21 protein-coding genes are annotated in these 20322 nt (G+C 67.9%); 6 read left to right on the top strand and 15 right to left on the bottom strand.

What is annotated here, in order from left to right; translation table 11 throughout:
* Positions 1-3: 3 nt before the first annotated feature.
* The 3 genes from OCW50_RS09850 to OCW50_RS09840 form a co-directional block, all read right to left on the bottom strand.
* Positions 4-792 carry an ABC transporter ATP-binding protein gene (locus OCW50_RS09850; RefSeq protein ID WP_262297364.1) on the bottom strand — a complete coding sequence of 263 codons (789 nt, stop codon included), beginning with the start codon at positions 790-792 and terminating at the stop codon, positions 4-6.
* Positions 792-1697: an ABC transporter permease gene (locus OCW50_RS09845; RefSeq protein WP_262297363.1), complete on the bottom strand. Its 906-nt coding sequence runs from the start codon at positions 1695-1697 to the stop codon at positions 792-794. Before OCW50_RS09845 ends, OCW50_RS09850 begins: the two co-directional genes overlap by 1 nt.
* A gap of 83 nt (positions 1698-1780) precedes the next feature.
* Positions 1781-2749 (bottom strand): aliphatic sulfonate ABC transporter substrate-binding protein, encoded by a 969-nt coding sequence (locus OCW50_RS09840; RefSeq protein WP_262297362.1) that lies wholly within the window; start codon positions 2747-2749, stop codon positions 1781-1783.
* Between the two features lie 264 nt (positions 2750-3013).
* On the opposite strand from OCW50_RS09840, the gene OCW50_RS09835 reads away from it, so the two are divergent.
* From OCW50_RS09835 to OCW50_RS09825, 3 genes are all read left to right on the top strand, one after another.
* A complete protein-coding gene (locus OCW50_RS09835; RefSeq protein WP_262297361.1) occupies positions 3014-5764 on the top strand; it encodes a [protein-PII] uridylyltransferase in 2751 nt (916 codons plus the stop codon).
* Positions 5765-5829: 65 nt separating this feature from the next.
* Positions 5830-6447 (top strand): nucleotide exchange factor GrpE, encoded by a 618-nt coding sequence (grpE, locus tag OCW50_RS09830; RefSeq protein WP_262297360.1) that lies wholly within the window; start codon positions 5830-5832, stop codon positions 6445-6447.
* Between the two features lie 229 nt (positions 6448-6676).
* Entirely contained in the window at positions 6677-6976 is a 300-nt protein-coding gene (locus tag OCW50_RS09825) for a hypothetical protein (RefSeq protein ID WP_262297359.1), read from the top strand.
* Here OCW50_RS09825 and OCW50_RS09820 read toward each other — a convergent pair.
* From OCW50_RS09820 to dnaK, 10 genes are all read right to left on the bottom strand, one after another.
* Complete coding sequence (locus OCW50_RS09820; protein ID WP_262297358.1) at positions 6973-7911, bottom strand: hypothetical protein; 939 nt, start codon at positions 7909-7911, stop codon at positions 6973-6975. The two genes, OCW50_RS09825 and OCW50_RS09820, sit on opposite strands and share 4 nt — an antisense overlap.
* 42 nt (positions 7912-7953) lie before the next feature.
* Complete coding sequence (locus tag OCW50_RS09815; RefSeq protein WP_262297357.1) at positions 7954-8574, bottom strand: alpha-ketoglutarate-dependent dioxygenase AlkB family protein; 621 nt, start codon at positions 8572-8574, stop codon at positions 7954-7956.
* Positions 8575-8721: 147 nt separating this feature from the next.
* Positions 8722-9342, bottom strand: a complete 621-nt coding sequence (locus OCW50_RS09810; protein ID WP_262297356.1) for a 2,3-bisphosphoglycerate-dependent phosphoglycerate mutase — start codon at positions 9340-9342, stop codon at positions 8722-8724.
* A 37-nt stretch (positions 9343-9379) separates the two neighbouring features.
* Positions 9380-10186 carry a 4-hydroxy-tetrahydrodipicolinate reductase gene (dapB, locus tag OCW50_RS09805; RefSeq protein ID WP_262269412.1) on the bottom strand — a complete coding sequence of 269 codons (807 nt, stop codon included), beginning with the start codon at positions 10184-10186 and terminating at the stop codon, positions 9380-9382.
* Between the two features lie 228 nt (positions 10187-10414).
* Complete coding sequence (locus OCW50_RS09800; protein ID WP_262297355.1) at positions 10415-10717, bottom strand: DUF1330 domain-containing protein; 303 nt, start codon at positions 10715-10717, stop codon at positions 10415-10417.
* A 4-nt stretch (positions 10718-10721) separates the two neighbouring features.
* Positions 10722-11009: a DUF1330 domain-containing protein gene (locus OCW50_RS09795; protein ID WP_262297354.1), complete on the bottom strand. Its 288-nt coding sequence runs from the start codon at positions 11007-11009 to the stop codon at positions 10722-10724.
* A gap of 54 nt (positions 11010-11063) precedes the next feature.
* Positions 11064-11792 carry an orotidine-5'-phosphate decarboxylase gene (pyrF, locus tag OCW50_RS09790; protein WP_262297353.1) on the bottom strand — a complete coding sequence of 243 codons (729 nt, stop codon included), beginning with the start codon at positions 11790-11792 and terminating at the stop codon, positions 11064-11066.
* An 8-nt stretch (positions 11793-11800) separates the two neighbouring features.
* Positions 11801-12424, bottom strand: a complete 624-nt coding sequence (locus OCW50_RS09785) for a class I SAM-dependent methyltransferase (RefSeq protein ID WP_373371358.1) — start codon at positions 12422-12424, stop codon at positions 11801-11803.
* Between the two features lie 176 nt (positions 12425-12600).
* Positions 12601-13743: a molecular chaperone DnaJ gene (gene dnaJ / locus OCW50_RS09780; RefSeq protein WP_262297352.1), complete on the bottom strand. Its 1143-nt coding sequence runs from the start codon at positions 13741-13743 to the stop codon at positions 12601-12603.
* A 325-nt stretch (positions 13744-14068) separates the two neighbouring features.
* Positions 14069-15985 carry a molecular chaperone DnaK gene (dnaK, locus tag OCW50_RS09775; protein ID WP_262297351.1) on the bottom strand — a complete coding sequence of 639 codons (1917 nt, stop codon included), beginning with the start codon at positions 15983-15985 and terminating at the stop codon, positions 14069-14071.
* Between the two features lie 338 nt (positions 15986-16323).
* Between dnaK and OCW50_RS09770 the strand changes: the two genes are divergently transcribed.
* Both OCW50_RS09770 and OCW50_RS09765 read left to right on the top strand, forming a co-directional pair.
* A complete protein-coding gene (locus OCW50_RS09770; protein WP_262297350.1) occupies positions 16324-16761 on the top strand; it encodes a GFA family protein in 438 nt (145 codons plus the stop codon).
* Between the two features lie 209 nt (positions 16762-16970).
* On the top strand, positions 16971-17363 hold the full coding sequence (locus OCW50_RS09765; protein WP_262297349.1) for a hypothetical protein: 393 nt from the start codon (positions 16971-16973) through the stop codon (positions 17361-17363).
* Positions 17364-17413: 50 nt separating this feature from the next.
* Here OCW50_RS09765 and OCW50_RS09760 read toward each other — a convergent pair whose 3' ends face one another.
* A complete protein-coding gene (locus OCW50_RS09760; RefSeq protein ID WP_262297348.1) occupies positions 17414-18328 on the bottom strand; it encodes a methylated-DNA--[protein]-cysteine S-methyltransferase in 915 nt (304 codons plus the stop codon).
* A gap of 610 nt (positions 18329-18938) precedes the next feature.
* Positions 18939-19448, bottom strand: a complete 510-nt coding sequence (locus OCW50_RS09755; RefSeq protein WP_262269396.1) for a DUF2244 domain-containing protein — start codon at positions 19446-19448, stop codon at positions 18939-18941.
* Between the two features lie 20 nt (positions 19449-19468).
* Here OCW50_RS09755 and nth point away from each other — a divergent pair, with 20 nt between their 5' ends.
* Entirely contained in the window at positions 19469-20224 is a 756-nt protein-coding gene (nth, locus tag OCW50_RS09750; RefSeq protein ID WP_373371357.1) for an endonuclease III, read from the top strand.
* The last annotated feature ends 98 nt before the right edge of the window (positions 20225-20322 follow it).

Raw genomic sequence — 20322 nt, 5'->3', positions numbered from 1 at the left:
GAGTTACCACCACAACGCGGCGGCCTGGCGGTCGCGCTCGCGTTGCGGCTGCTGCTGGGGAGCTTTGAGGGAATGGTCCAGGGCCGTCAAGACGCGGCGCACGGAGGTCTCGAAGGGCAGGCCCGTCCGGTCGCGCGGGCGCGACAGCGTCAGCGGCAGTTCGTCGAAGATGCGGCCGGGCTTCGGCTGCATGACGACGGCCCGGTCGGCCAGCGTCACCGCCTCCTGCACGTCGTGGGTGACGAGAACGACGGTGGGGCGCGTCTCCTCCCACAGGCCGAGCAGATGCTCGTGCAGGCTGGCGCGGGTGAAGGCGTCGAGCGCCGAGAACGGCTCGTCGAGAAGCAGCACCTTCGGGTTGGTCACGAAGGCGCGCGCAATGGAGACGCGCTGCTGCTGGCCGCCCGACAGGTCGCGGGGCCAGCGGTTCGCGTGCTCGGACAGGCCGATCTTGTCGAGCGCATGGGCGACCCGCGCCTTCCTCTCGGCGGCGACGACGCCGTCGAGACCGAAGGCGATGTTGTCGGCAACGGACAGCCAAGGCAGCAGGCGCGGCTCCTGGAACACGATGCCCACGGAGGGGTGAGGGCCCGACAGCACCTCGTCGTCGAGGCGGATCCGGCCCGCGCTCGCCCGGTCGAGCCCGGCGATCAGGCGCAGCAGGGTGGTCTTGCCGCAGCCCGAGCCGCCGATCAGCGAGACGATCTCGCCTTCCTGCACGGTCAGGTTGATGTCGGAGAGCGCGCGGGTGCCGTCGGCATAGGTTTTCGAGAGGTGCTCCAGGTTCAGCATCACAACCGCTCCCGCACGGTGTCCTGCCAGCGCACGAGCGGCTTCGTGCCCGCGACCAGGAGGCTGTCGGCGATCTTGCCGAGAAGCGCGAAGGCGATGATCGCCGCGAGGATCTGATCGGGCTTGCCCATCTGCTGCCCGTCCACGAGCAGGTAGCCGAGGCCCTCCGAGGCGCCCATGAACTCGGCCGCGACCACGAACATGAAGCCGAGACCGAGGCCCGAGCGCAGGGCAATGACGGCCTCGGGCAGGACCGCCGGCAGCAGGATGCGGCGGGCGAGCTGAACGCGCGAGAGACGGAACACGTGGCCCACCTCCACGAGCTTGCGGTCGACGGACAGGATCGCGCCCGCGATCCCGAGATAGACCGGGAAGAACACGCCCACGGCGATCAGCGCCACCTTCGAGGCCTCGAAGATGCCGAGCCACAGGATGAAGAGCGGCACCCAGGCGATCGAGGGAATTGCCCGCAGGGCCTGGAGGGTCGGGTCGAGAAGGTGCCGGATGGTCTTGCTGGAGCCGGACAGCGCTCCCAGCACGATGCCGGCGACGGCCCCGATCACGAAGCCGACGAGGACGCGCCAGAGCGTCATCCAGGCATGGGTCCACAACTCGCCGGTCTGCGCCAGCCCCCAGAGCGTCGCGACGATGCGGCTCGGCGGCGGAACGAGGCGGCCCTGCGCGAGGCCGAGACGAACGGCGGCCTCCCAGAGAAGCGCCACACCGATAGGCAATAAAAAGCCGAGAAGGAGGCGCCAGTCGAAGGCGCGTCGCTTCTCGGTCGAGGCAGGGGCCGCGAGAGCGGCGGCACCCTCATGGGAGGACCAGGCTTGGCCGGCGTGTCGTGCGGAAAAGTGGTTCGGGTTTTCCGCACTCGATGACACGCCCTTCGAGAAAGCAGGCATCGGATCGATCCCAAAAGTGGGGACCACTTTTGGGTCCGATGCCGTGGCTTGGCCTGTCACGGCGCTCTCCCGTGATGAAGTCATCAGCGCGATGCGGTGGCGAAGCGGCGGTCGATGAGGGAATCGACGGCGGTGCGCACATTGGTGTCAGGGGTGATGACGCCGGCCTGCTGCAGGGCCAGGCCCGCGGCGAGGATCGTGTCGACCTGGGGCTGACCGATATTGGAATGGGTCAGCTCCGTACGCTCGAGCTGGCGCTCGATCACCGCGTCGGACAGCTTGGTGTAGGCGACCAGGGTCTTCTTCAGCTCGTCCTTGTTGGTGAGCGCATATTTGCGGGCTTCCTCATAGGCCTTGAGCACGCGCTGCACGAGGGCCGGATTGTCCTTGGCGAAGGATTCCGAGACGTTGAGCACGCCCCAGGTGTTGGCTCCCGCATTGCGGTAGAAGAGCTGGGCGCCGCTTTCCACTTCCGCGGCTGCCATCAGCGGGTCGAGGCCGGCCCAGGCGTCCACGTCGCCGCGCTCGAGAGCGGTGCGGCCGTCCGGGTGCTGGAGAAGAACGAGCTTCACGTCCTTCTCGGTGAGCTTGGCCTCCTGCAGGGCGCGCACCAGGAAGATGTGCGGATCGGTGCCGCGGGTCACGGCGACGCGCTTGCCCTTCAGGTCCTCGACCTTCGTGATGCCCGTGTCCTTGCGGGTGACCAGCGCCGTCCATTCGGGCCGGGAATAGACGTAGATCGACTTGATCGGGTTGCCGTTGATCTTGCCGATCAGGGCGGCGGCGCCGGCCGTGGAGCCGAAGTCGATCGAGCCGGCATTGAGGAATTCGAGCGCCTTGTTGGAGCCCAGCGACTGCACCCAGCGCACGCTGATGCCGTCCTTCTCCAGTTCCTTCTCGAGGAAGCCCTTGTCCTTGAGGACGAGGCTGACCGGATTGTAGGTCGCATAGTCGATGCGGATTTCCTTCACCTGCGCGGAGGCGGCGGTTGCGAAGGAGGCGAGTCCCGTGGCCAGGGAAGCGGCGATCAGGAGGCGGCGGGTCAGGCTCATCGTGTTCGGTCCCATGTTCCGCGCATGGGAGCCTGGACCGTTATGGCCTTCACGCACCCGGCGCTTTAGCTGCACTTGTTTCGCGCCCGCAATCTGCATGCTCAAATCGGCGCGTGTCCGGTTTATAGAACCGGTTGTTTTTTATGTCAAACACTATCTCTTATAAAGAACAGGCTATCCGGATCGGCGGACCCTGTCACTCCGCCCTTGGGCGGAACCCTCATCCGGTGGTAAGTCAAACGGTTCCTCGTGCGCGGTTGTTCCATGACCCTTCCCAGTCCCAAGAGCGTCCTCAAGAACCTCGGCAGCCAACCGATCGGCGATGCGGCGGAGTTGCGCGCGAGGCTCGTCCCGGAGCTGAAGGTGCTGCTCGACCGGGGCCATGAGGAAGCTCAGGAGAAGCTCCTGGAGAACCAGAACGGTCTCGTCTGCGCCCGCTATCTCTGCGACCGCATGGACGACGTGGTGCGCATCGTCCACGACGCCGTGGTGCACCATCTCTATCCGGCGGCCAATCCCTCGGCCGGCGAGCGGCTCGCGGTGGCGGCGACGGGCGGCTACGGGCGCGGGACCCTGGCGCCGGGCTCCGACGTCGACCTCCTGTTCCTGCTGCCCTACAAGCAGACGGCCTGGAGCGAGAGCGTCGTCGAGGCGATGCTCTACGTGCTGTGGGACCTCAAGCTGAAGGTCGGTCACGCGACCCGCTCGGTGGAGGAATGCCTGCGCGAGGCCCATGCGGACATGACGATCCGCACCTCCCTGCTCGAGGCCCGGTTCCTGTTCGGCGACCGGGAGCTCTTCGACAATCTGGAGAAGCGCTTCGACCAGGAGATCGTCGCCACCACGGCGGCGGCCTTCGTGGACGCCAAGCTGAAGGAGCGCGATGCCCGCGTCGCCAAGGCGGGCGCGTCGCGCTACCTGGTCGAGCCGAACGTAAAGGACGGCAAGGGCGGCCTGCGCGATCTCAATACGCTGTTCTGGATCGCCAAATACGTCTACCGGGTCAAGGAGCCCAAGGAGCTGGTGAAGGCCGGGCTCTTCACTCAAGGAGAGTTCAACCTGTTCTCGCGCTGCGAGGAGTTTCTGTGGCGCGTGCGCTGCCACATGCACTTCGCCACCGGCCGCGCCGAGGAGCGCCTGACCTTCGACCTTCAGCGCACCATCGCGGAGCGCATCGGCTTCGCGCCGCGCGGCGGCCTGTCGGCGGTCGAGCGCTTCATGAAGGCGTACTTCCTGATCGCCAAGGATGTGGGGGACTTGACCGCCATCGTGTGCGCCGAGCTCGAGGCCCGGCAGACCAAGCGGCGCCCCATGCTCGACCGGATGTTCGGCCGCTTCCGCCGCCGCAGCGGCGGCGCGCAGGTGAGCGAGGGCTTCATCATCGACAACAACCGCCTGAACGTGGAGAACGAGGAGACCTTCGCGCGCGATCCGGTCAACCTGATCCGCCTGTTCTGGCTCGCCGACCGGCGCAATCTCGCCATCCATCCCGATGCGACCCGCCTGGCGACGCGATCGCTCCGCCTCATCGGCCACACCCTGCGCAACGATCCGGAGGCGAACAAGCTGTTCCTGGAGATCATCACGTCCAAGAACGCCCCCGAGGTGGTGCTGCGGCGCATGAACGAGACAGGGGTGCTCGGCCGCCTGGTTCCGGATTTCGGCCGCATCGTCGCGATGATGCAGTTCAACATGTACCATCACTACACGGTGGACGAGCATCTCATCCGCGCGGTCGGCGTGCTGACCGAGATCGAGGCCGGCCAGCTCGGCGGCGAGCATCCGCTGGCCAACCAGATCTTCCCCACCATCCGCAACCGCCGGGCGCTCTACGTGGCGGTGTTCCTGCACGACATCGCCAAGGGCCGGCCCGAGGACCATTCGGAGGCCGGCGCGGCGATCGCCCGCAAGCTCGGGCCGCGCTTCGGCCTGACGGACGCGGAGACCGAGACGGTGGCGTGGCTGGTCGAGCATCACCTGCTCATGTCGAACACGGCCCAGAGCCGCGATCTGTCCGATCCGGCCACCATCAAGAGCTTCGCCGAGGTGGTGCAGACCATGGAGCGTCTGAAGCTCCTGCTCGTGCTCACCATCGCGGACATCAAGGCGGTCGGGCCCGGCACCTGGACCGGCTGGAAGGGCCAGCTCCTGCGCAACCTCTACCAGGAGACGGAGGTGATCCTCGGCGGCGGCGCGGTCGATCTCGCCCGCTCCGAGCGGGTGCGCCTGGCGCAGGAGCGGCTGCGCCAGGAACTGCCGGACTGGTCCGATGCGGAGTTCGAGGCCTTCGCGTCGCGCCATACGCCGGGCTACTGGCTGAAGACGGACGAGACCCGGCGGGCCAAGCAGGCGAGGCTCCTCCGGGAGGCCGAGAAGGGCGGGCGCACGGTCACCACGACCTACGAGACGGACCAGTTCCGCGGTGTCACGGAGCTCACCATCCTGTCGCCGGACCATCCACGCCTGCTCGCCATCGTGACGGGCGCCTGCGCGGCGGCGGGCGGCAACATCGTCGATGCGCAGATCTTCACCACCACGGACGGCATGGCGCTGGACACCATCGTGCTCTCCCGCGCCTTCGACCGGGACGAGGACGAGCTGCGCCGGGCCGAACGGGTCGCCAAGGCCATCGAGCGGGCCCTGAAAGGCGAGGTGAGGATCGCCGATCTCGTGGACGGCAAGCGCCCGGCCAAGGAGCGCTCCAAGGCCTTCCACGTGCCCCCGGAGGTGAACATCGACAATTCCCTGTCGAACCGCCAGACCGTGATCGAGATCTCGGGCCTCGACCGGCCCGGCCTGCTCTACGATCTCACCACGGCCCTGGGGAAGCTCAACCTCAACATCGCCTCGGCCCACATCGTGACCTTCGGCGAAAAGGCCGTGGACGTGTTCTACGTGACCGATCTGACGGGCACGAAGATCACCCATGCGGGCCGCCAGGCCACCATCACCCGCACCCTGCTGGAGGTGTTCAAGACCGAGGAAACCGAGCCGCTCCAGCGGCGAAGCGCTTGATTTGTTGGGCCAGGGACCTGATATGTGCCCCGAACCTTTCGTTTCCCACCTTTAGTTGATCGACCATGAATCCGAACGACACGGAAAACCAGAACGCGGCCCCGCAGGCCGAGCCCGCCAACGACGTGGCCCCCGAGGCCGACTCCGCGGCCGATCCGATTGCCGTTCTCGAGGCCGAGAAGTCGGACCTGAAGGACAAGCTCCTGCGCCTGATGGCCGACATGGAGAACCTGCGCCGCCGCACCGAGCGTGAGATGGCGGATGCCCGCACCTATGCGGTGGCGAACTTCGCCCGCGATATGCTGAATGTGGCCGACAACGTGCGCCGCGCCATCGAGAGCGTGCCGGACGAGGCCCGCAGCACCGCCGAGGGGGCCTTCAAGGGCCTGATCGAGGGCATCGACCTCACCGAGCGCGACCTGCTCAAGACCCTCGAGCGGCATGGCGTGAAGAAGCTCGACCCGCAGGGCCAGAAGTTCGACCCGAACGTGCATCAGGCCATGTTCGAGATCCCCAACGCGGAGGTGCCGAATGGCACCGTCCTGCAGGTGGTCCAGTCCGGCTACGTCATCGGCGAGCGCGTCCTGCGCCCGGCCCTGGTCGGCGTCTCCAGGGGCGGCCCGAAGGCGCCCGCCAACGGCAACGGCGCCGAGGCCGCGGACAATTCCTCCACGGCTTCCTGAAGAAGCCCCGACGGGACAGCCTGAGGGCTTCCATCCCGAGCATCGCGCCCGTCCGTGACACCGCCCCGTCACGGCCGAGCTTGTCCCAGCCATCCCGACTGGAAAATCCCGGCGCTCGTCCCATCGGGGTCGCCGTCTTCGCTCTCGGGCGCCCTCATGGCGGCCCGCAAGGGCATGGACCCGTTCGCCTTCGCCCTGCTCGCCACCCTCACGGGCACCGGCAAGGCGCTTGCCGCGGGCGTCCCGGCCCTCCCAGCGGTTGCGCTCGGCACCACCACGGCCACCTTCGGGGCATCATCCGCGACATCTTCGCCGGAACCACCCCTCTGGTGCTGCGTCAGGAGATCTCTGTCACGAGGAGATCTATGTCACGGCCGCGACGCTCGGCGCCTCCGTCATGGTCGCCCTGCAGGCGGCGGGCATGGAGCCGTTCCTGAGCGGCGCGGCGGGCTTTGCCGCGGCCTTCACCCTGCGGGCCCTCCCCCTGCTGCGCGGCTGGTCCCTGCCGGCCTTCCCGCGGCGCGTTTAGGGGTTCATGTCGATGCCGTCGATCATCGTGCGGAAGCGGGGCAGGTTCTGGTCGCGCTGCTCGACCCGGGTGAGGCCGACCATGCGCACGTAGCGGTCGGTCTCGAAGCGGATGGTCTGCATCACGATGACCGGCTGGCCCGACGCCGCCTCCACGGCCTTGGCGACGATCTCGTGCCAGTCCTGTCCCTTGAACCGGAAGGACTCGGACCGTTCGACCTTGATGTCCTTCAGGATCTGGTTGGAGTTCAGGGCCGCGTGGGCGAACTGGCTGCGCCGCTCGGCCGGCGGCACGGGAACGTTGAGGGTGGCCGCCAGGATGACCATCGGCTGTTCCACCGCCTTGATCGCGTCCTGAGGGCCGTCGGTCAGCAGGACCGAGTTGCCCGACATCACCCGCACCGGACGGAATCCGGCCTTGTCGCCGAGCCGGAAGGGCAGGGCGGAGACCTGCTCGTCGATGGACACGGGGCCGCGCAGGGCGATGCTCTTCAGGGCGTTCTGCATCTGGGCGTCGCTGTATCCGTCCTGGCCGCCGCGCACCTGCGCGATCACGAGGGCGGTGAGGTCCTCGTCCTTGACCGCCATCACCCATTTGCGGCCCTGAACGGCCCCGCCCATGGTGCCGCCGACCAGAACGCCCGTCCTGGAGCCGAGCTTCAGGGTCTCGCGCGACGTCTCGCTCATGCCCTGGCGCTTCAGGGCGTCCCTGGTGAGGCCGCCGACCAGCTGCCCGTAGGCCGCGGCGGGCATTTCCACGAAGGTGATGGCCGCGGCCTTCTCCTCGCTCTCGAACCCGCTGAAGCGCTTCGAGACGATCATGTCCTCGGGTGGGACGATGCCGATGCGGGACGCCGGCGGAAAAACGGGATCGGCCGCAAAGGCGGCCTGGACCGACAGGAGGATGCCGAGAGCGGCGGCTGCGAAGGCTTTCATGGATGCCCCTCCAGGAAATGTGCGAGGTTCGTACGCAGAAGGCTAGAGCGGCTTCTCGACCCTACGCAAGGTGAGATTGAGACGCCCGCCTTGCGGCAGCAGGTCCGCGCTTCCCGGCACCAACCGGTCGATGCCATGATAGATCAGCCGCGCGGGACCGCCGAACACGATCGCGTCACCGGAGCGGAGCTTGACGGAGCGGGTCGGGTCCCTGCGCTCGAGGCCGCCATAGCGGAACAGGGCCGTGTCGCCGAGGGACAGGGACACGACGGGAGCGTCGAACTCCTCCTCGTCCCGGTCCTGGTGCAGGCCCATGCGGGCGGCCGGCTCGTAGAAATTGATCAGGCAGGCGTCGGGCGGGTGCGGATAGCCGCTCAGCTCTTCCCAGGCGCGCAGCACCTGCTCGGGCATGGCCGGCCAGGGCCGGCCGGTCTCGGGATGGGTCGGCTGGTAGCGGTAGCCGTTCACGTCCGAGACCCATCCGAGCCGGCCGGCATTGGTCATGCGCACCGAGAAGGGTTTTCCCGTGCGTGGCATGCGCGGACTGTAGAGCGGCGCCTGGCGGGTGATCCCGCGCAGAGATTCCAGCAGCCGCTCCTGGGCCGCACGGTCGAGATAGTCGGGGTAATAAGTCAGGCCGGGCGCGAGGGGGAGGGAGGACATCGTCTATCCTGATCCATGCCATCTGTGGTCATCATCGGCCTTGTGCCGGTGATCCCGACGCGGTGGAGCACAGCGCCGCAAGCGATCGGGATGGCCGGGACGGGCCCGGCCATGACGTGACAGGGGGCAGCACGATCGAAGCGTCCCTTACCCCTCCAGCACCTGCTTGCCGGCGACGGTGGTGTCCTCGTTGAGGGTGTAGACCAGCGGGATGCCCGTCGCGAGCTCGAGGCTCGGGATCGTCTCGGAGGTCAGGCCGTCGAGCACCATCACGAGGGCGCGCAGGGAATTGCCGTGGGCGGCGACCAGGACGCGTTCCCCACGCATGACCCGGGGCAGGATCTCGCGGATGTAATAGGGCAGCACGCGGGCCACCGTGTCCTTCAGACTCTCGCCGCCGGGCGGCGGCACGTCGTAGGAGCGGCGCCAGACATGGACCTGCTCCTCGCCCCAACGGGCGCGGGCGTCGTCCTTGTTGAGGCCCGAGAGGTCGCCGTAATCGCGCTCGTTCAGGGCCTGGTTCGCGATGGTCTTCAGGTCAGGCTGGCCGATCTCCTCGAGGATCAGCTTGCAGGTCGCCTGGGCGCGGGAGAGGTCGGACGTGAAGGCCACGTCGAACTGGACGCCCATCTCCTTGAGCCGGCGGCCGGCGTTGCGCGCCTCCTCGATGCCGAGGGCGGTTAGCCCCGGATCCTTCCAGCCGGTGAACAGGTTCTTGAGGTTCCATTCGCTCTGGCCGTGGCGTGCAAGGACGAGAAGGCGGTTCATGTCGCGGCGTCTCCGAAAAAGTAGGGTGGGGCGTGATTTAGAGCCGATCGAGGCCAAGGACATTGGCCATGGTGTAATAGCCGGGCTTCTTGTCGAAGCCCCAAAGCGCGGCCCTGACGGCCCCGCGGGCGAAGATGCTCCGGTCCTCGGCCCGGTGCGCCAGCTCCAGGCGCTCGCCCTGGCCGGCGAAGATCACCGAATGCTCGCCGACCACAGACCCCCCGCGAAGCGTCGCAAAACCGATATCGCCGGGCGTGCGGGCGCCGGTATGCCCGTCGCGGCTGCGCACGGAACGCTCCTTCAGGGAAATCTGTCGCCCCTCGGCGGCGGCTTCGCCCAGGAGCAGCGCGGTGCCCGAGGGCGCATCCACCTTCATGCGGTGGTGCATCTCCAGAATCTCGATGTCGAAATCCTCGCCCAGCGTCGCGGCCACTTTGCGCACGAGGCCGGCGAGCAGGTTCACGCCGAGCGACATGTTGCCGGACTGGACGATGCGCGCATGGCGCGCGGCCGCCTCCAGCCTGACGAAATCGGCCTCCTGCAGGCCGGTGGTGCCGATCACGTGGACGATGCGCGCCTGTGCGGCGAGGGCCGCGAAGGCCGTCGTGGCGGCGGGCGCGGTGAAGTCGAGGACGCCGTCGGCCTGGGCGAAGACGGCGAGCGGATCGTCGGTCACGTCCACGTCGAGCAGCCCGATGCCGGCGAGCAGACCGGCGTCGTGCCCGAGCGCCGGGGAGCCCTCCCGCTCGATGGCGCCGACGAGGGTGCAGCCCTCGGTCTCGGCCACGGTCTTGATGAGCATGCGCCCCATGCGTCCGGCTGCGCCCACCACGACGAGTCGCATCTCGCTCATGCCGCTCTCCTGCTGTTACGGGCTCCGGGTATAGCCGCTTCGGGTGGGGCTGAGAAGCGTCGAGGTTGTTCTCCCGACCTCGCCCCGCGACCGGCAAGTCCGGGGCGACGAATGCAGCCCCGTCACGTCATCACCGGCCTCGTGCCGGTGATCCCGGTCCGGAAAGCTCGGCGCTTCGGACGAGCGGGATGGCCGGGACAGGCCCGGCCATGACGGGCACTAACCCGGCTGCGGGCCCTCATAGGCCTCGATGATGATGATGTCGGCCACCGCATGGCCGTCGCGCTCGGCCTTTGCCGCCTGATATTCGGGCGAGTCCCAGCATTCCAGGGCCGCCTCGTAGGTCGGAAACTCGATCACCACGTTGCGGGCGCGGGCCGCGCCCTCGGCGACCCGATAGGCGCCGCCGCGCACCAGGAAGCGGGCGCCGTATTTGGCGAACGGGACCGCATTGGCCCTCACGTAGTTCTGGTAGGCGTCGGGATTCGAGACATCGACGCGGCCGATCCAATAGCCCTTCATCGCTTCAGGCTCCTTCCACGAGAACGAATTCCGCCACGCAGGCGCCTTCGCGCTTGGCCTTGGCCACCTGGTATTCCGGCGAGTGGTAATAGGTCCGGGCCTGCTCCACCGAGTCGAACTCGATCACCACGTTGCGGGCGCGCGCCTCGCCCTCGAGCGCCTCGTAGGCGCCGCCGCGCACCAGCGGCCGCCCGCCATACTGGCGGATCGCCTCCGTGGCGCCCTTGGCGTATTCCGCGTAGGCTTCGGGGTTCGTGACGGTCACGCGGGCAATGACATAGCCTTTGGGCATGGGCGCTCCTCTCGATTGACGGGACGCGCAGCGAACGCCAGAGGCGTCCGAGCGTCAAGCCTTCACGCCGGCGATTTCCCGGACAATCGCTTCCGCGGCGGCACGCGGATTGGCCGCTTTGACGATGGGACGAGCCACCACCAGGTGGTCGGCGCCGAGCCGGATCCCCTCGGCGGGCGTCACGACGCGCTTCTGATCGCCCGCGTCCGCGCCCGCGGGCCGAATGCCCGGCGTGACGATGAGCCGGTCGGGCCCGACGACCGTGCGCACGCGCTCGGCTTCCGTCGCCGCGCAGACGATGCCGTCGATGCCGAGATCGCGCGCCTGTCCGGCCCGGCGGGCGACGAGGTCGGCGGCCGGCCCGGGAGCATAGCCCGCCTCGGCGAGATCGTTGTCGTCGTAGGACGTGAGCACGGTCACGGCGAGGATCCTGAGGGAGGAGCCGGCCTTCCCGGCCACCGCCGCCCGCATGGTCTGGGGATAGGCGTGGACGGTCAGGAACGTGACGCCGAGGCGCGCCACCGAGCGGACGCCTTCCTCCACGGTGTTGCCGATGTCGTGGAGCTTGAGGTCGAGGAAGACCTTCTTGCCCTGGCCGATCAGCTCGCGGGCGAATTCGAAGCCGCCCGCATAGGCGAGCTGGTAGCCGATCTTGTAGAAGGTGCCGGCCTCGCCGATGCGCTCGACGACGGCGCGGGCCTCTTCCACGGACGGGAGGTCGAGGCCGATGATGAGCTTGTCGCGAATGTCTCCTGCGGGAACGGGATTCGTCGGAAGAGACATCGCGGCGCTCATGGATGGTTGACCTTGTTGTAGACCCAGACCCGGGCCGGGGGCAGGTTGCGCCAGATCCGGTTGGAGGCTTTGGACCGGTAATGCGGCGACCGCGCCGGGATCGGCGGCACCACCGCGTAGGTGAACTGGATGAAAGGCGCGCTCGGATGCATCAGGCCCTGGGCGGTCTCCAGGAGCTCCAGGCGCTGGTCCATGGGCTTGGTGAAGAGCGGCAGGCTCGACACGGTGGCGGCCGCCGGCTCCTTCAGGATGTCGCCGAGGGTTTCCTTGAGGTCGTAGGCATCGCCCTGGATGATCGTCGCCTTCGGGAAGCGGCGCTTCAGGAGCTGGCAGAACTCGGGATTGTACTCGATGAGGACGAGCCGCTCCTGAGCCACCCCGCGCCGGATCAGGGCATCGGTCACCGGGCCGGTGCCCGGGCCGAGCTCGATGACGGGGCCGGGGATGCGAGGATCGACGAAGGACGCCATGGTCCGCGCCAGGATCTTGCCGGAGGGCGTGACCGCTCCCACGACGAGCGGCCGCTCGAGCCAGGATCTCAGGAAGCGGGCTTCGTCAGCGAAGCGATCCTTCTTGAGGGGAATTTTCCGGGCGGTGGGCCGTTGGAACGACTGGTGCACTGAGAAGACCCCTTGCGCGGCGCATCACGCTGGCTGTTTAGAACCCCGAAGCCTCGGACCCGGACGTGGAAGCCACGTCCGGGTCCGATGCTTCTCATTTAACGTGCGCATCGTCTAGAGCGGAAAAACCGGATCCGCCTTTTCCGCACGATGCGTTGAGGAAAACGACCGTCCAGTTAAGTTGATCCGCCCAAGCCATCGATAAACTCCCGGAAGCGCGAGAAAAATCCCGAACTTTCAGGATGGTTTTCCTTGGAGCACTCCTGATCGAACTCCATCAGGAGCTCGCGCTGGCGCTTGGTGAGCTTCTGCGGGGTTTCCACAACGACCTGGATGTAGAGGTCGCCCACGTCCCGCGAGCGCAGCACCGGCATGCCCTTGCCCTTCAGGCGGAACTGCTTGCCGGTCTGGGTCCCCTCGGGCACCTTCACGAGGGCGTCGGCGCCGCTCAGGGTCGGCACACTGAACTCGCCGCCCAGCGCCGCCGTCACCATGGAGATCGGCACCCGGCAGAACAGGTCCGCCCCGTCGCGCTGGTAGAACGGATGGGGCTTCAGGGACAGGAAGATGTAGAGATCGCCCGCGGGCCCGCCGCGCAGGCCGGCCTCGCCTTCGCCGGCGAGCCGGATGCGCGTGCCGTCCTCGACACCCGCCGGGATGTTGACCGAGAGCGTGCGCTCCCGGGTGACCCGGCCCGCGCCGCCGCACTGGGCGCAGGGATCGTCGATGACCTCGCCGCGTCCGTGGCAGTTGGGGCAGGTGCGCTCGATGGAGAAGAACCCCTGCGTCGCCCGGACCCGGCCGGCGCCCCCGCAGGTCGGGCAGGCCTTGGGCTTGGAGCCCGGCTTCGCGCCGGAGCCCGAGCAGGACTCGCAGGTGATCGAGGTCGGGATCTTCAGTTCGGCGGTCTTGCCGTTGAAGGCCTCGTCCAGGGAGATCTCGAGGTTGTAGCGCATGTCGGCGCCGCGCTCGCGCCCGCCGGTGCCGCGCCCGCGCCCGCCGCGCCCGGCCTCGCCGAAGAAATTCTCGAAGATGTCCGACATGAAGTCGGAGAAGTCGCCGCCGAAGCCCGGGCCGCCGGGCCCGCTGCCATTGGCGAAGGCCGCATGGCCGAAGCGGTCGTAGGCCGCGCGCTTCTGGCCGTCGGACAGGGTCTGATAGGCCTCGTTCAGCTCCTTGAACTTGACCTCGGCCTCGTGATCGCCCGGGTTGCGGTCCGGGTGATACTGCATCGCGAGCTTGCGGAAGGCGGATTTCATCTCCGCTTCCGTGGCGGTCCGCGAGACGCCGAGAACCTCGTAATAATCGCGCTTGGACATGTCAGGCGCCCCTCGGAGCGGTGGGCCGCTCCGTCATTCTGCCGGATCGTTTCGCCTGCGCTGCACGGGAAAAGGCTCCGGAAGCCTTTGCCAGCGCATCGTACGGAAAAGTGGGTCCGGTTTTCCGTGAGGAACGATGCGCCGGCCAGGAGCTGGAGCATCGGGTCGATCCCAAAAGTGGTGTCCACTTTTGGGTCCGATGCTCAAGCGCATCGTGCGAAGAAGCGGTCGTTCGATCGGTCATGGATGTTTTGAAGCTCGTTTCATGAAAACGGCACCCGGTCATGAAACCGGGTGCCGGATTCGTCAGAGAAGGGCCATCGTCTTAGGCGCGCTTCTTCTTGTCGCCTTCGTCGACTTCCTGGAAGTCGGCGTCGATGACGTCGTCCTTGCTCGCGGCTTCGCCCTCGGGCTGCTCGCCGCCTTCGCCGGCACCCGCCTGGGCGGCGTACATGGCCTCGCCGAGCTTCATGGAGGCCTGCATCAGGTCCGTGGTCCGGGCCTTGATCACCTCGGCGTCGTCGCCGGCCAGGGCCTGGCGCAGCGCGTCGATGGCGGTCGTGATGCCCTGCCGGTCGGCCTCGCCGACCTTGTCACCGTATTCCGTCATGGACTTCTCGGTGGCATGGATCAGGCTCTCGCCCTGGTTCTTGGCCTCGACGACCTCGCGGCGCTTCTTGTCTTCCTCGGCGTGAGCCTCGGCGTCCTTCACCATCTTCTCGATGTCGGTGTCGGACAGGCCGCCGGAGGCCTGGATGCGGATCTGGTGCTCCTTGCCGGTCGCCTTGTCCTTCGCCGTGACGTTCACGATGCCGTTCGCGTCGATGTCGAAGGTCACCTCGATCTGCGGCACGCCGCGGGGGGCCGGCGGAATGCCCACGAGGTCGAACTGGCCGAGCAGCTTGTTGTCTGCGGCCATCTCGCGTTCGCCCTGGAAGACCCGGATGGTCACCGCGTTCTGGTTGTCTTCCGCGGTCGAGAACACCTGGCTCTTCTTGGTCGGGATCGTCGTGTTGCGGTCGATCAGGCGGGTGAACACGCCGCCGAGCGTCTCGATGCCGAGCGACAGCGGGGTCACGTCGAGGAGCAGCACGTCCTTCACGTCGCCCTGGAGCACGCCGGCCTGGATCGCCGCCCCGATGGCCACGACCTCGTCCGGGTTCACGCCCTTGTGGGGCTCCTTGCCGAAGAAGGTCTTCACGACCTCCTGGATCTTCGGCATGCGGGTCATGCCGCCCACGAGGACCACCTCGTCGATGTCGCCCGCCGAGATGCCGGCATCCTTGAGGGCCTTGCGGCAGGGCTCGATGGTCTTCTGCACGAGATCGTCCACGAGCTGCTCGAACTTGGCGCGCGAGAGCTTGAGGGCCAGGTGCTTCGGACCGGAGGCGTCAGCCGTGATGTAGGGCAGGTTGATCTCGGTCTGCGACGCGGAGGAGAGCTCGATCTTGGCCTTCTCGGCGGCTTCCTTCAGGCGCTGCAGGGCGAGCTTGTCCTTGGTCAGGTCGATGCCCTGCTCCTTCTTGAACTCGGCCGCCAGGTACTCGACCAGGCGCATGTCGAAGTCCTCGCCGCCCAGGAAGGTGTCGCCGTTCGTGGACTTCACCTCGAACACGCCGTCGCCGATCTCGAGGACCGACACGTCGAAGGTGCCGCCGCCGAGGTCGTAGACCGCGATCATGCCGGTCTGCTTCTTGTCCAGGCCGTAGGCCAGGGCGGCCGCGGTCGGCTCGTTGATGATGCGCAGGACCTCGAGGCCGGCGATCTTGCCGGCGTCCTTGGTGGCCTGACGCTGGGCGTCGTTGAAGTAGGCCGGAACCGTGATCACCGCCTGGGTGACCGGCTGCCCGAGATAGGACTCGGCGGTCTCCTTCATCTTCTGCAGGGTGAAGGCGGAGATCTGCGAGGGCGAATACTGCTTGCCGTCGGCCTCGACCCAGGCGTCGCCGTTGGGACCCTTGATGATGTGATACGGGACGAGGCCCATGTCCTTCTTGGTCATGGGATCGTCGAAGGTGCGCCCGATCAGGCGCTTGATGGCGAAGAAGGTGCGCGACGGGTTTGTGACCGCCTGGCGCTTGGCCGGCTGGCCGACGAGGCGCTCGCCTTCGTCCGTGAAGGCCACGATGGACGGGGTCGTCCGGGCGCCTTCCGCGTTTTCGATGACTTTGGGCGTCGTGCCTTCCATGACAGCGACGCAGGAATTGGTGGTGCCGAGGTCGATACCGATGACCTTACCCATGGCGGGATCCCTCACTTTCAAGCAGACCGCCGAGCCCTGAAAGCAGCTCGGCCCATGGCTTACATGTTGATGACTGACTTGCCGGGGGCGGCCCAACCCGAGCCGTTCCCCATGCTGGCGCTGATATAAGAAGGGGTTTTCGACGCTGCAAGACAATCCTCGCAGCCAGATTGCCTCATTTCGTCGGAGTCCGCCCCTGTTGCATGGCTGCCATGGCGGAGCTTGCCGGCCCGACGCCAGCCGAACTATGAGACGGCTCAGGATATGTCGTTACGGCAGGAGGGCGACGGCGGGATCGTCCGCGCTATCTCTGCCTGACGGCGAGGAGAGGAACGATCATGGAAGCCTATTCCCTCAAGGGCGGCTGCCAGTGCGGCCAGGTGCGGTACGAGCTGACCGGCGAGCCGCGCGAGATCTATGTCTGCCACTGCCGGGAGTGCCAGAAGCAGTCGGCCTCGGCCTTCGGGGTCTCGGTCGCGGCCCGCAGCGCCGAGGTCAGGCTCCTGTCCGGCGGGCTCGGCCATTGGACCCGGGCGACCGACAGCGGCGGAACCCTGACCTGCTTCTTCTGCCCGGATTGCGGGTCGCGGGTCTGGCATGGGGACCGGGAGCGGGAGGACGAGATCAGCATCAAGGGCGGGTCCCTCGACGAGCCGGTCGACCTGACCGGCGCCGTCCACATCTGGACCTCGCGCAAGCTCAAGGGCGTGGTCATCCCCGAGGGCAGCCGGCAATTCCCGAGGGAGCCCGAGGAGAGCCCGCCTGTTTCCCGGTGAGGACGCCATAGACCTGCAGCCAGAACCGCACGGAGGCGGGGTTCCCGTCCTGCCGATGGACCTCCCACGTCATAGCCGGGCCCGTCCCGGTGATGACCGGAGGGGCTCACCCCTGGTGTCCGGGTCCGCTCCTGCGCTAAGATGAGCCTCCGTGGCGTTCGCTCGGCGCCCTGGCGAGCGCCGTCCCCCTGCCTTCATGGAAGCGGCCCATGTCGACCAGGCTTTCCCTTTCCGCGATCCTTCTCCTGTTGGCCGGGAGCCTTCCGGCCTGGTCCCACGACATCTACTCGCATCTGACCGATTCATGGGGCAACAGCTGCTGCAACGACCAGGATTGCCGGCCGGCGCCCTACCGGGTGACCCCGACGGGCGTCGAGATGCTGGTCGACGGCGAATGGGTCGAGGTGCCGGGCTACACGATCCAGTACCGGGCCCTGCTCGGCGACACCGGCCAGACCGGCGGGGGGCATTGGTGCGGGCGCGCCTACCAGAAGGTCGACAACAGCGTGTTCCACGTCACCCAATGCGCGGTGCTGCCGCCGAGCACCGCGGCCCTGTCGCGGCGCGAGTCCGGCGCCATGAGTCTCCGGGGCAGCCCCTGAGGCGGCGTGCGGCGCGGCCGAGGACGGATGTCCCGGGTCCGTCTAATGCTTCAAGCCGCCGTGCCGAAGGCCTGCCCGGCCTCCCAGCCCAGGATCGCCTGCTTGCGGGTCAGGCCCCAATGATAGCCGGTCAGGGCTCCGGAGCGGCCGAGCACCCGGTGGCAGGGGACCACGAAGGAGACCGGGTTCTTGCCCACCGCCGCGCCGACAGCCCGGCATGCGGAGGGCCGGCCGATATGGCGGGCGATGTCGGAATAGGTGGTGGCCCGGTCGCGGGGGATGCGCAGGAGGGTCTGCCAGACCCGCACCTCGAAATCCGTGCCGATCAGCACCACCCGCAGGGGCTGCTCCGCCTGCCATTGCGACGGGTTGAAGATGCGCCGGGCGAGCGGCGCGGTGGCGGCCTCGTCCTCCAGGTAGGTGGCCCTGGGCCAGCGGCGGGTCAGGTCCGCGAGCGCCGCCGTCCGATCGCCGTCATCGACGAAGCCGAGGCCCGCCAGCCCCCGGTCGGTGGCGATCAGCACCGCCTCGCCGAAGGGGGAGGGGTGGAAGCCGTACCGCATGGTCAGCCCCTGTCCGCCCGCCTTGTAGTCCCCCGGCGTCATGGCCTCATGGGTGACGAACAGGTCGTGCAGCCGGGCCGGTCCCGACAGGCCGACCTCGTAGGTGGCGTCGAGCACGCTGGCGGAATCGGCCAGCAGCGCCTTGGCGTTGTCGAGGGTCAGGGCCTGCAGGAAGGCCTTCGGGCTCAGGCCCGCCCAGCGACGGAAGAGATGGTGCACATGGGTGGTGGAGAGCCCCACATGGTCGGCGATGGCTTCCAGAGAGGGCTGGTCGCGCCAGCGCTGCGAGATGAACGCGATGATCCGGCGCACCCGCTCGTAGTCGGAATGGGGCTCGTCCGGCACGGTGATCGCGCCCGGTTCGATGGTGATGTCGCGCAAGGTATCGAGCATGGCTGTCATCCTGATTGACGCTCATCCTAGCGGGCCGGGCAGGGGGGTGACACCCGATTTCTGTGACGCTCGCGCGCCTTTCCACGGGGCCCTTTGAACCCCGGATCGGACGCCGCCGACAGCCGCCCGGCCGCCATCCCGCGGCCGCTCCGTCGTCCTCCGCCCGTTGGGCCAAGTCCGCGCGTCATGGCACCTTCCGCCCGGTCTGTCCCCCTCCACGTCATCACCGGCCTTGTGCCGGTGATCCCGATCGGAAGGGCGCGGCGCTTCGGACCATCGGGATGGCCGGGACAGGCCCGGCCATGACGTGGGGAGGGTGGCAGGAAGGGCGGAGGTTGCCATGACCTGGGAGGGTGTTGTCACCGGCCCAGACCACCTCTCCCCGTCATCACCGGCCTTGTGCCGGTGATCCCGATGCGAGAGGCGCCACGCCCTTCCGATCGGGATGGCCGGGACAAGCCCGGCCATGACGGGGAGGGTGGGGTGCGTGCGAGAGGGGCCGTCCGGCTCGTCCGTCTCCCACCCACAGGCATCGAGGCGGCCCGCCCCTCTCGCCACCCTCGATCCCGCTTCAGGCTCGCAGCCAAACGGCTGCGGGCCTCCAGGTGCTGGAGTTGTCTCAATGACCCCGTTTCACGTCCGCCAGGGCCCGGCCGAGGGCCTCCGCCAGGGTCTCGCGTTCGGGCGGGGACAGGTCACGGGCGATCTCGACCTGCCTGTTGCGGGACGTCAGGGAGAGGTGCTGCATGCCGTATTCGTCGTCGATCTGGCGGTCGAGCCGGGTCCAGAGCGGGTTGAACTGCCAGTCCCTTACCTCGCCGCGGGGACTGACCTTGCGGAACAGGAGGCGGATCGGGGTCAGCTCCAGGAGTTCGAAGGCCTCCCCCTGGCGGTAGCTGACCCGGAAGGCGATGTAGAGGCCGAGGAAATCGAGGCCGAAGAAGCCGGCGACCGGCCAGAAGCCCATGATCACGAAGGGCAGGCTCGCCACCACCGAGACGAGGCAGACCAGCACCATGACAATCCTGAACCCCTGCGGGCTCAGGGACCGGTGCGGGCGGATCACGGCCGAAAACACCGGCTGCTCGAACCGGTCGATCCCGCCATCTGTTGCCTTGCCGCTGGTCATACCTCAAGTATAACGCAGAAATGTCCGATCTGAAGCCTGCCCGCCGCCGCGATTCCAAGCCCAGAGCCAAGCCCAGGACCAAGCCCGCCGTCCCGGCGAAGGCGGTCGGCCGGGCCCTGAAGGCGCGCACCCCGAAGCCCGTCGACCGGGCCACGATGGTCGAGATCTTCCGGCGCCTGCACGCAGCCAATCCGGAGCCCCGGGGCGAGCTCGACTACACGAACCCCTATACGCTGCTGGTCGCCGTGGCGCTCTCCGCGCAGGCGACAGACGTGGGCGTCAACAAGGCGACGAAGGCGCTGTTCCCCGTCGCCGATACGCCGCAGAGGATGCTCGACCTCGGCGAGGAGGGACTGCGCGAGCATATCCGGACGCTGAACTTCTTCAACACCAAGGCGAAGAACGTGATCGCGGCGGCCCGGCGCCTCGTGGAGGAGTTCGGCGGCGAGGTCCCCAATTCCGTCGAGATCCTGGAGACCCTGCCGGGGGTCGGGCGCAAGACCGCGAGCGTCGTGGTCAACATCGCCTTCGGGGATCCGCGCGTGGCGGTCGACACGCACATCTTCCGGGTCACCAACCGGCTGCCGCTGGCGATCACCCGGACGCCCCTGGAGACGCAGGAGGCGCTCGAGGCTCTGATCCCGGACGAGTTCCGGCTCCACGCCCATCACTGGCTGATCCTGCACGGCCGCTACATCTGCAAGGCCCGCCGGCCCGAATGCTGGCGCTGCCCGGTCAACGACCTGTGCCGCTACCCGGACAAGACGATCCCGTAGGGTGTCTTGATGATCCCGTAGGGTGTCCTGCCTGGTGGCGCTCGACGTCATCGCCGGGACACGCTCGGTCATGACGTAGCGGGGTGAAGCGGCGGGGT

It is taken from the genome of Microvirga sesbaniae (assembly GCF_025460805.1).
Lineage (GTDB): Bacteria > Pseudomonadota > Alphaproteobacteria > Rhizobiales > Beijerinckiaceae > Microvirga > Microvirga sesbaniae.
The sequence above is the reverse complement of the archived record's forward strand: the minus strand, read 5'-3'. Positions and strand labels throughout refer to the sequence as shown.

What these genes read in the sequence shown, in the direction of transcription:
- OCW50_RS09760 (WP_262297348.1), bottom strand. Translation starts at nt 18,328, where the DNA reads ATGACAGCCATGCTCGATACCTTGCGCGACATCACCATCGAACCGGGC.
- pyrF (WP_262297353.1), bottom strand. Translation starts at nt 11,792, where the DNA reads ATGTCTCTTCCGACGAATCCCGTTCCCGCAGGAGACATTCGCGACAAG.
- OCW50_RS09800 (WP_262297355.1), bottom strand. Translation starts at nt 10,717, where the DNA reads ATGAAGGGCTATTGGATCGGCCGCGTCGATGTCTCGAATCCCGACGCC.
- nth (WP_373371357.1), top strand. Translation starts at nt 19,469, where the DNA reads ATGTCCGATCTGAAGCCTGCCCGCCGCCGCGATTCCAAGCCCAGAGCC.
- OCW50_RS09795 (WP_262297354.1), bottom strand. Translation starts at nt 11,009, where the DNA reads ATGCCCAAAGGCTATGTCATTGCCCGCGTGACCGTCACGAACCCCGAA.
- OCW50_RS09755 (WP_262269396.1), bottom strand. Translation starts at nt 19,448, where the DNA reads ATGACCAGCGGCAAGGCAACAGATGGCGGGATCGACCGGTTCGAGCAG.
- OCW50_RS09850 (WP_262297364.1), bottom strand. Translation starts at nt 792, where the DNA reads ATGCTGAACCTGGAGCACCTCTCGAAAACCTATGCCGACGGCACCCGC.
- OCW50_RS09770 (WP_262297350.1), top strand. Translation starts at nt 16,324, where the DNA reads ATGGAAGCCTATTCCCTCAAGGGCGGCTGCCAGTGCGGCCAGGTGCGG.
- dnaK (WP_262297351.1), bottom strand. Translation starts at nt 15,985, where the DNA reads ATGGGTAAGGTCATCGGTATCGACCTCGGCACCACCAATTCCTGCGTC.
- OCW50_RS09820 (WP_262297358.1), bottom strand. Translation starts at nt 7,911, where the DNA reads ATGAAAGCCTTCGCAGCCGCCGCTCTCGGCATCCTCCTGTCGGTCCAG.
- OCW50_RS09810 (WP_262297356.1), bottom strand. Translation starts at nt 9,342, where the DNA reads ATGAACCGCCTTCTCGTCCTTGCACGCCACGGCCAGAGCGAATGGAAC.
- OCW50_RS09815 (WP_262297357.1), bottom strand. Translation starts at nt 8,574, where the DNA reads ATGTCCTCCCTCCCCCTCGCGCCCGGCCTGACTTATTACCCCGACTAT.
- OCW50_RS09840 (WP_262297362.1), bottom strand. Translation starts at nt 2,749, where the DNA reads ATGAGCCTGACCCGCCGCCTCCTGATCGCCGCTTCCCTGGCCACGGGA.
- dnaJ (WP_262297352.1), bottom strand. Translation starts at nt 13,743, where the DNA reads ATGTCCAAGCGCGATTATTACGAGGTTCTCGGCGTCTCGCGGACCGCC.
- OCW50_RS09835 (WP_262297361.1), top strand. Translation starts at nt 3,014, where the DNA reads ATGACCCTTCCCAGTCCCAAGAGCGTCCTCAAGAACCTCGGCAGCCAA.
- dapB (WP_262269412.1), bottom strand. Translation starts at nt 10,186, where the DNA reads ATGCGACTCGTCGTGGTGGGCGCAGCCGGACGCATGGGGCGCATGCTC.
- OCW50_RS09765 (WP_262297349.1), top strand. Translation starts at nt 16,971, where the DNA reads ATGTCGACCAGGCTTTCCCTTTCCGCGATCCTTCTCCTGTTGGCCGGG.
- grpE (WP_262297360.1), top strand. Translation starts at nt 5,830, where the DNA reads ATGAATCCGAACGACACGGAAAACCAGAACGCGGCCCCGCAGGCCGAG.
- OCW50_RS09845 (WP_262297363.1), bottom strand. Translation starts at nt 1,697, where the DNA reads ATGCCTGCTTTCTCGAAGGGCGTGTCATCGAGTGCGGAAAACCCGAAC.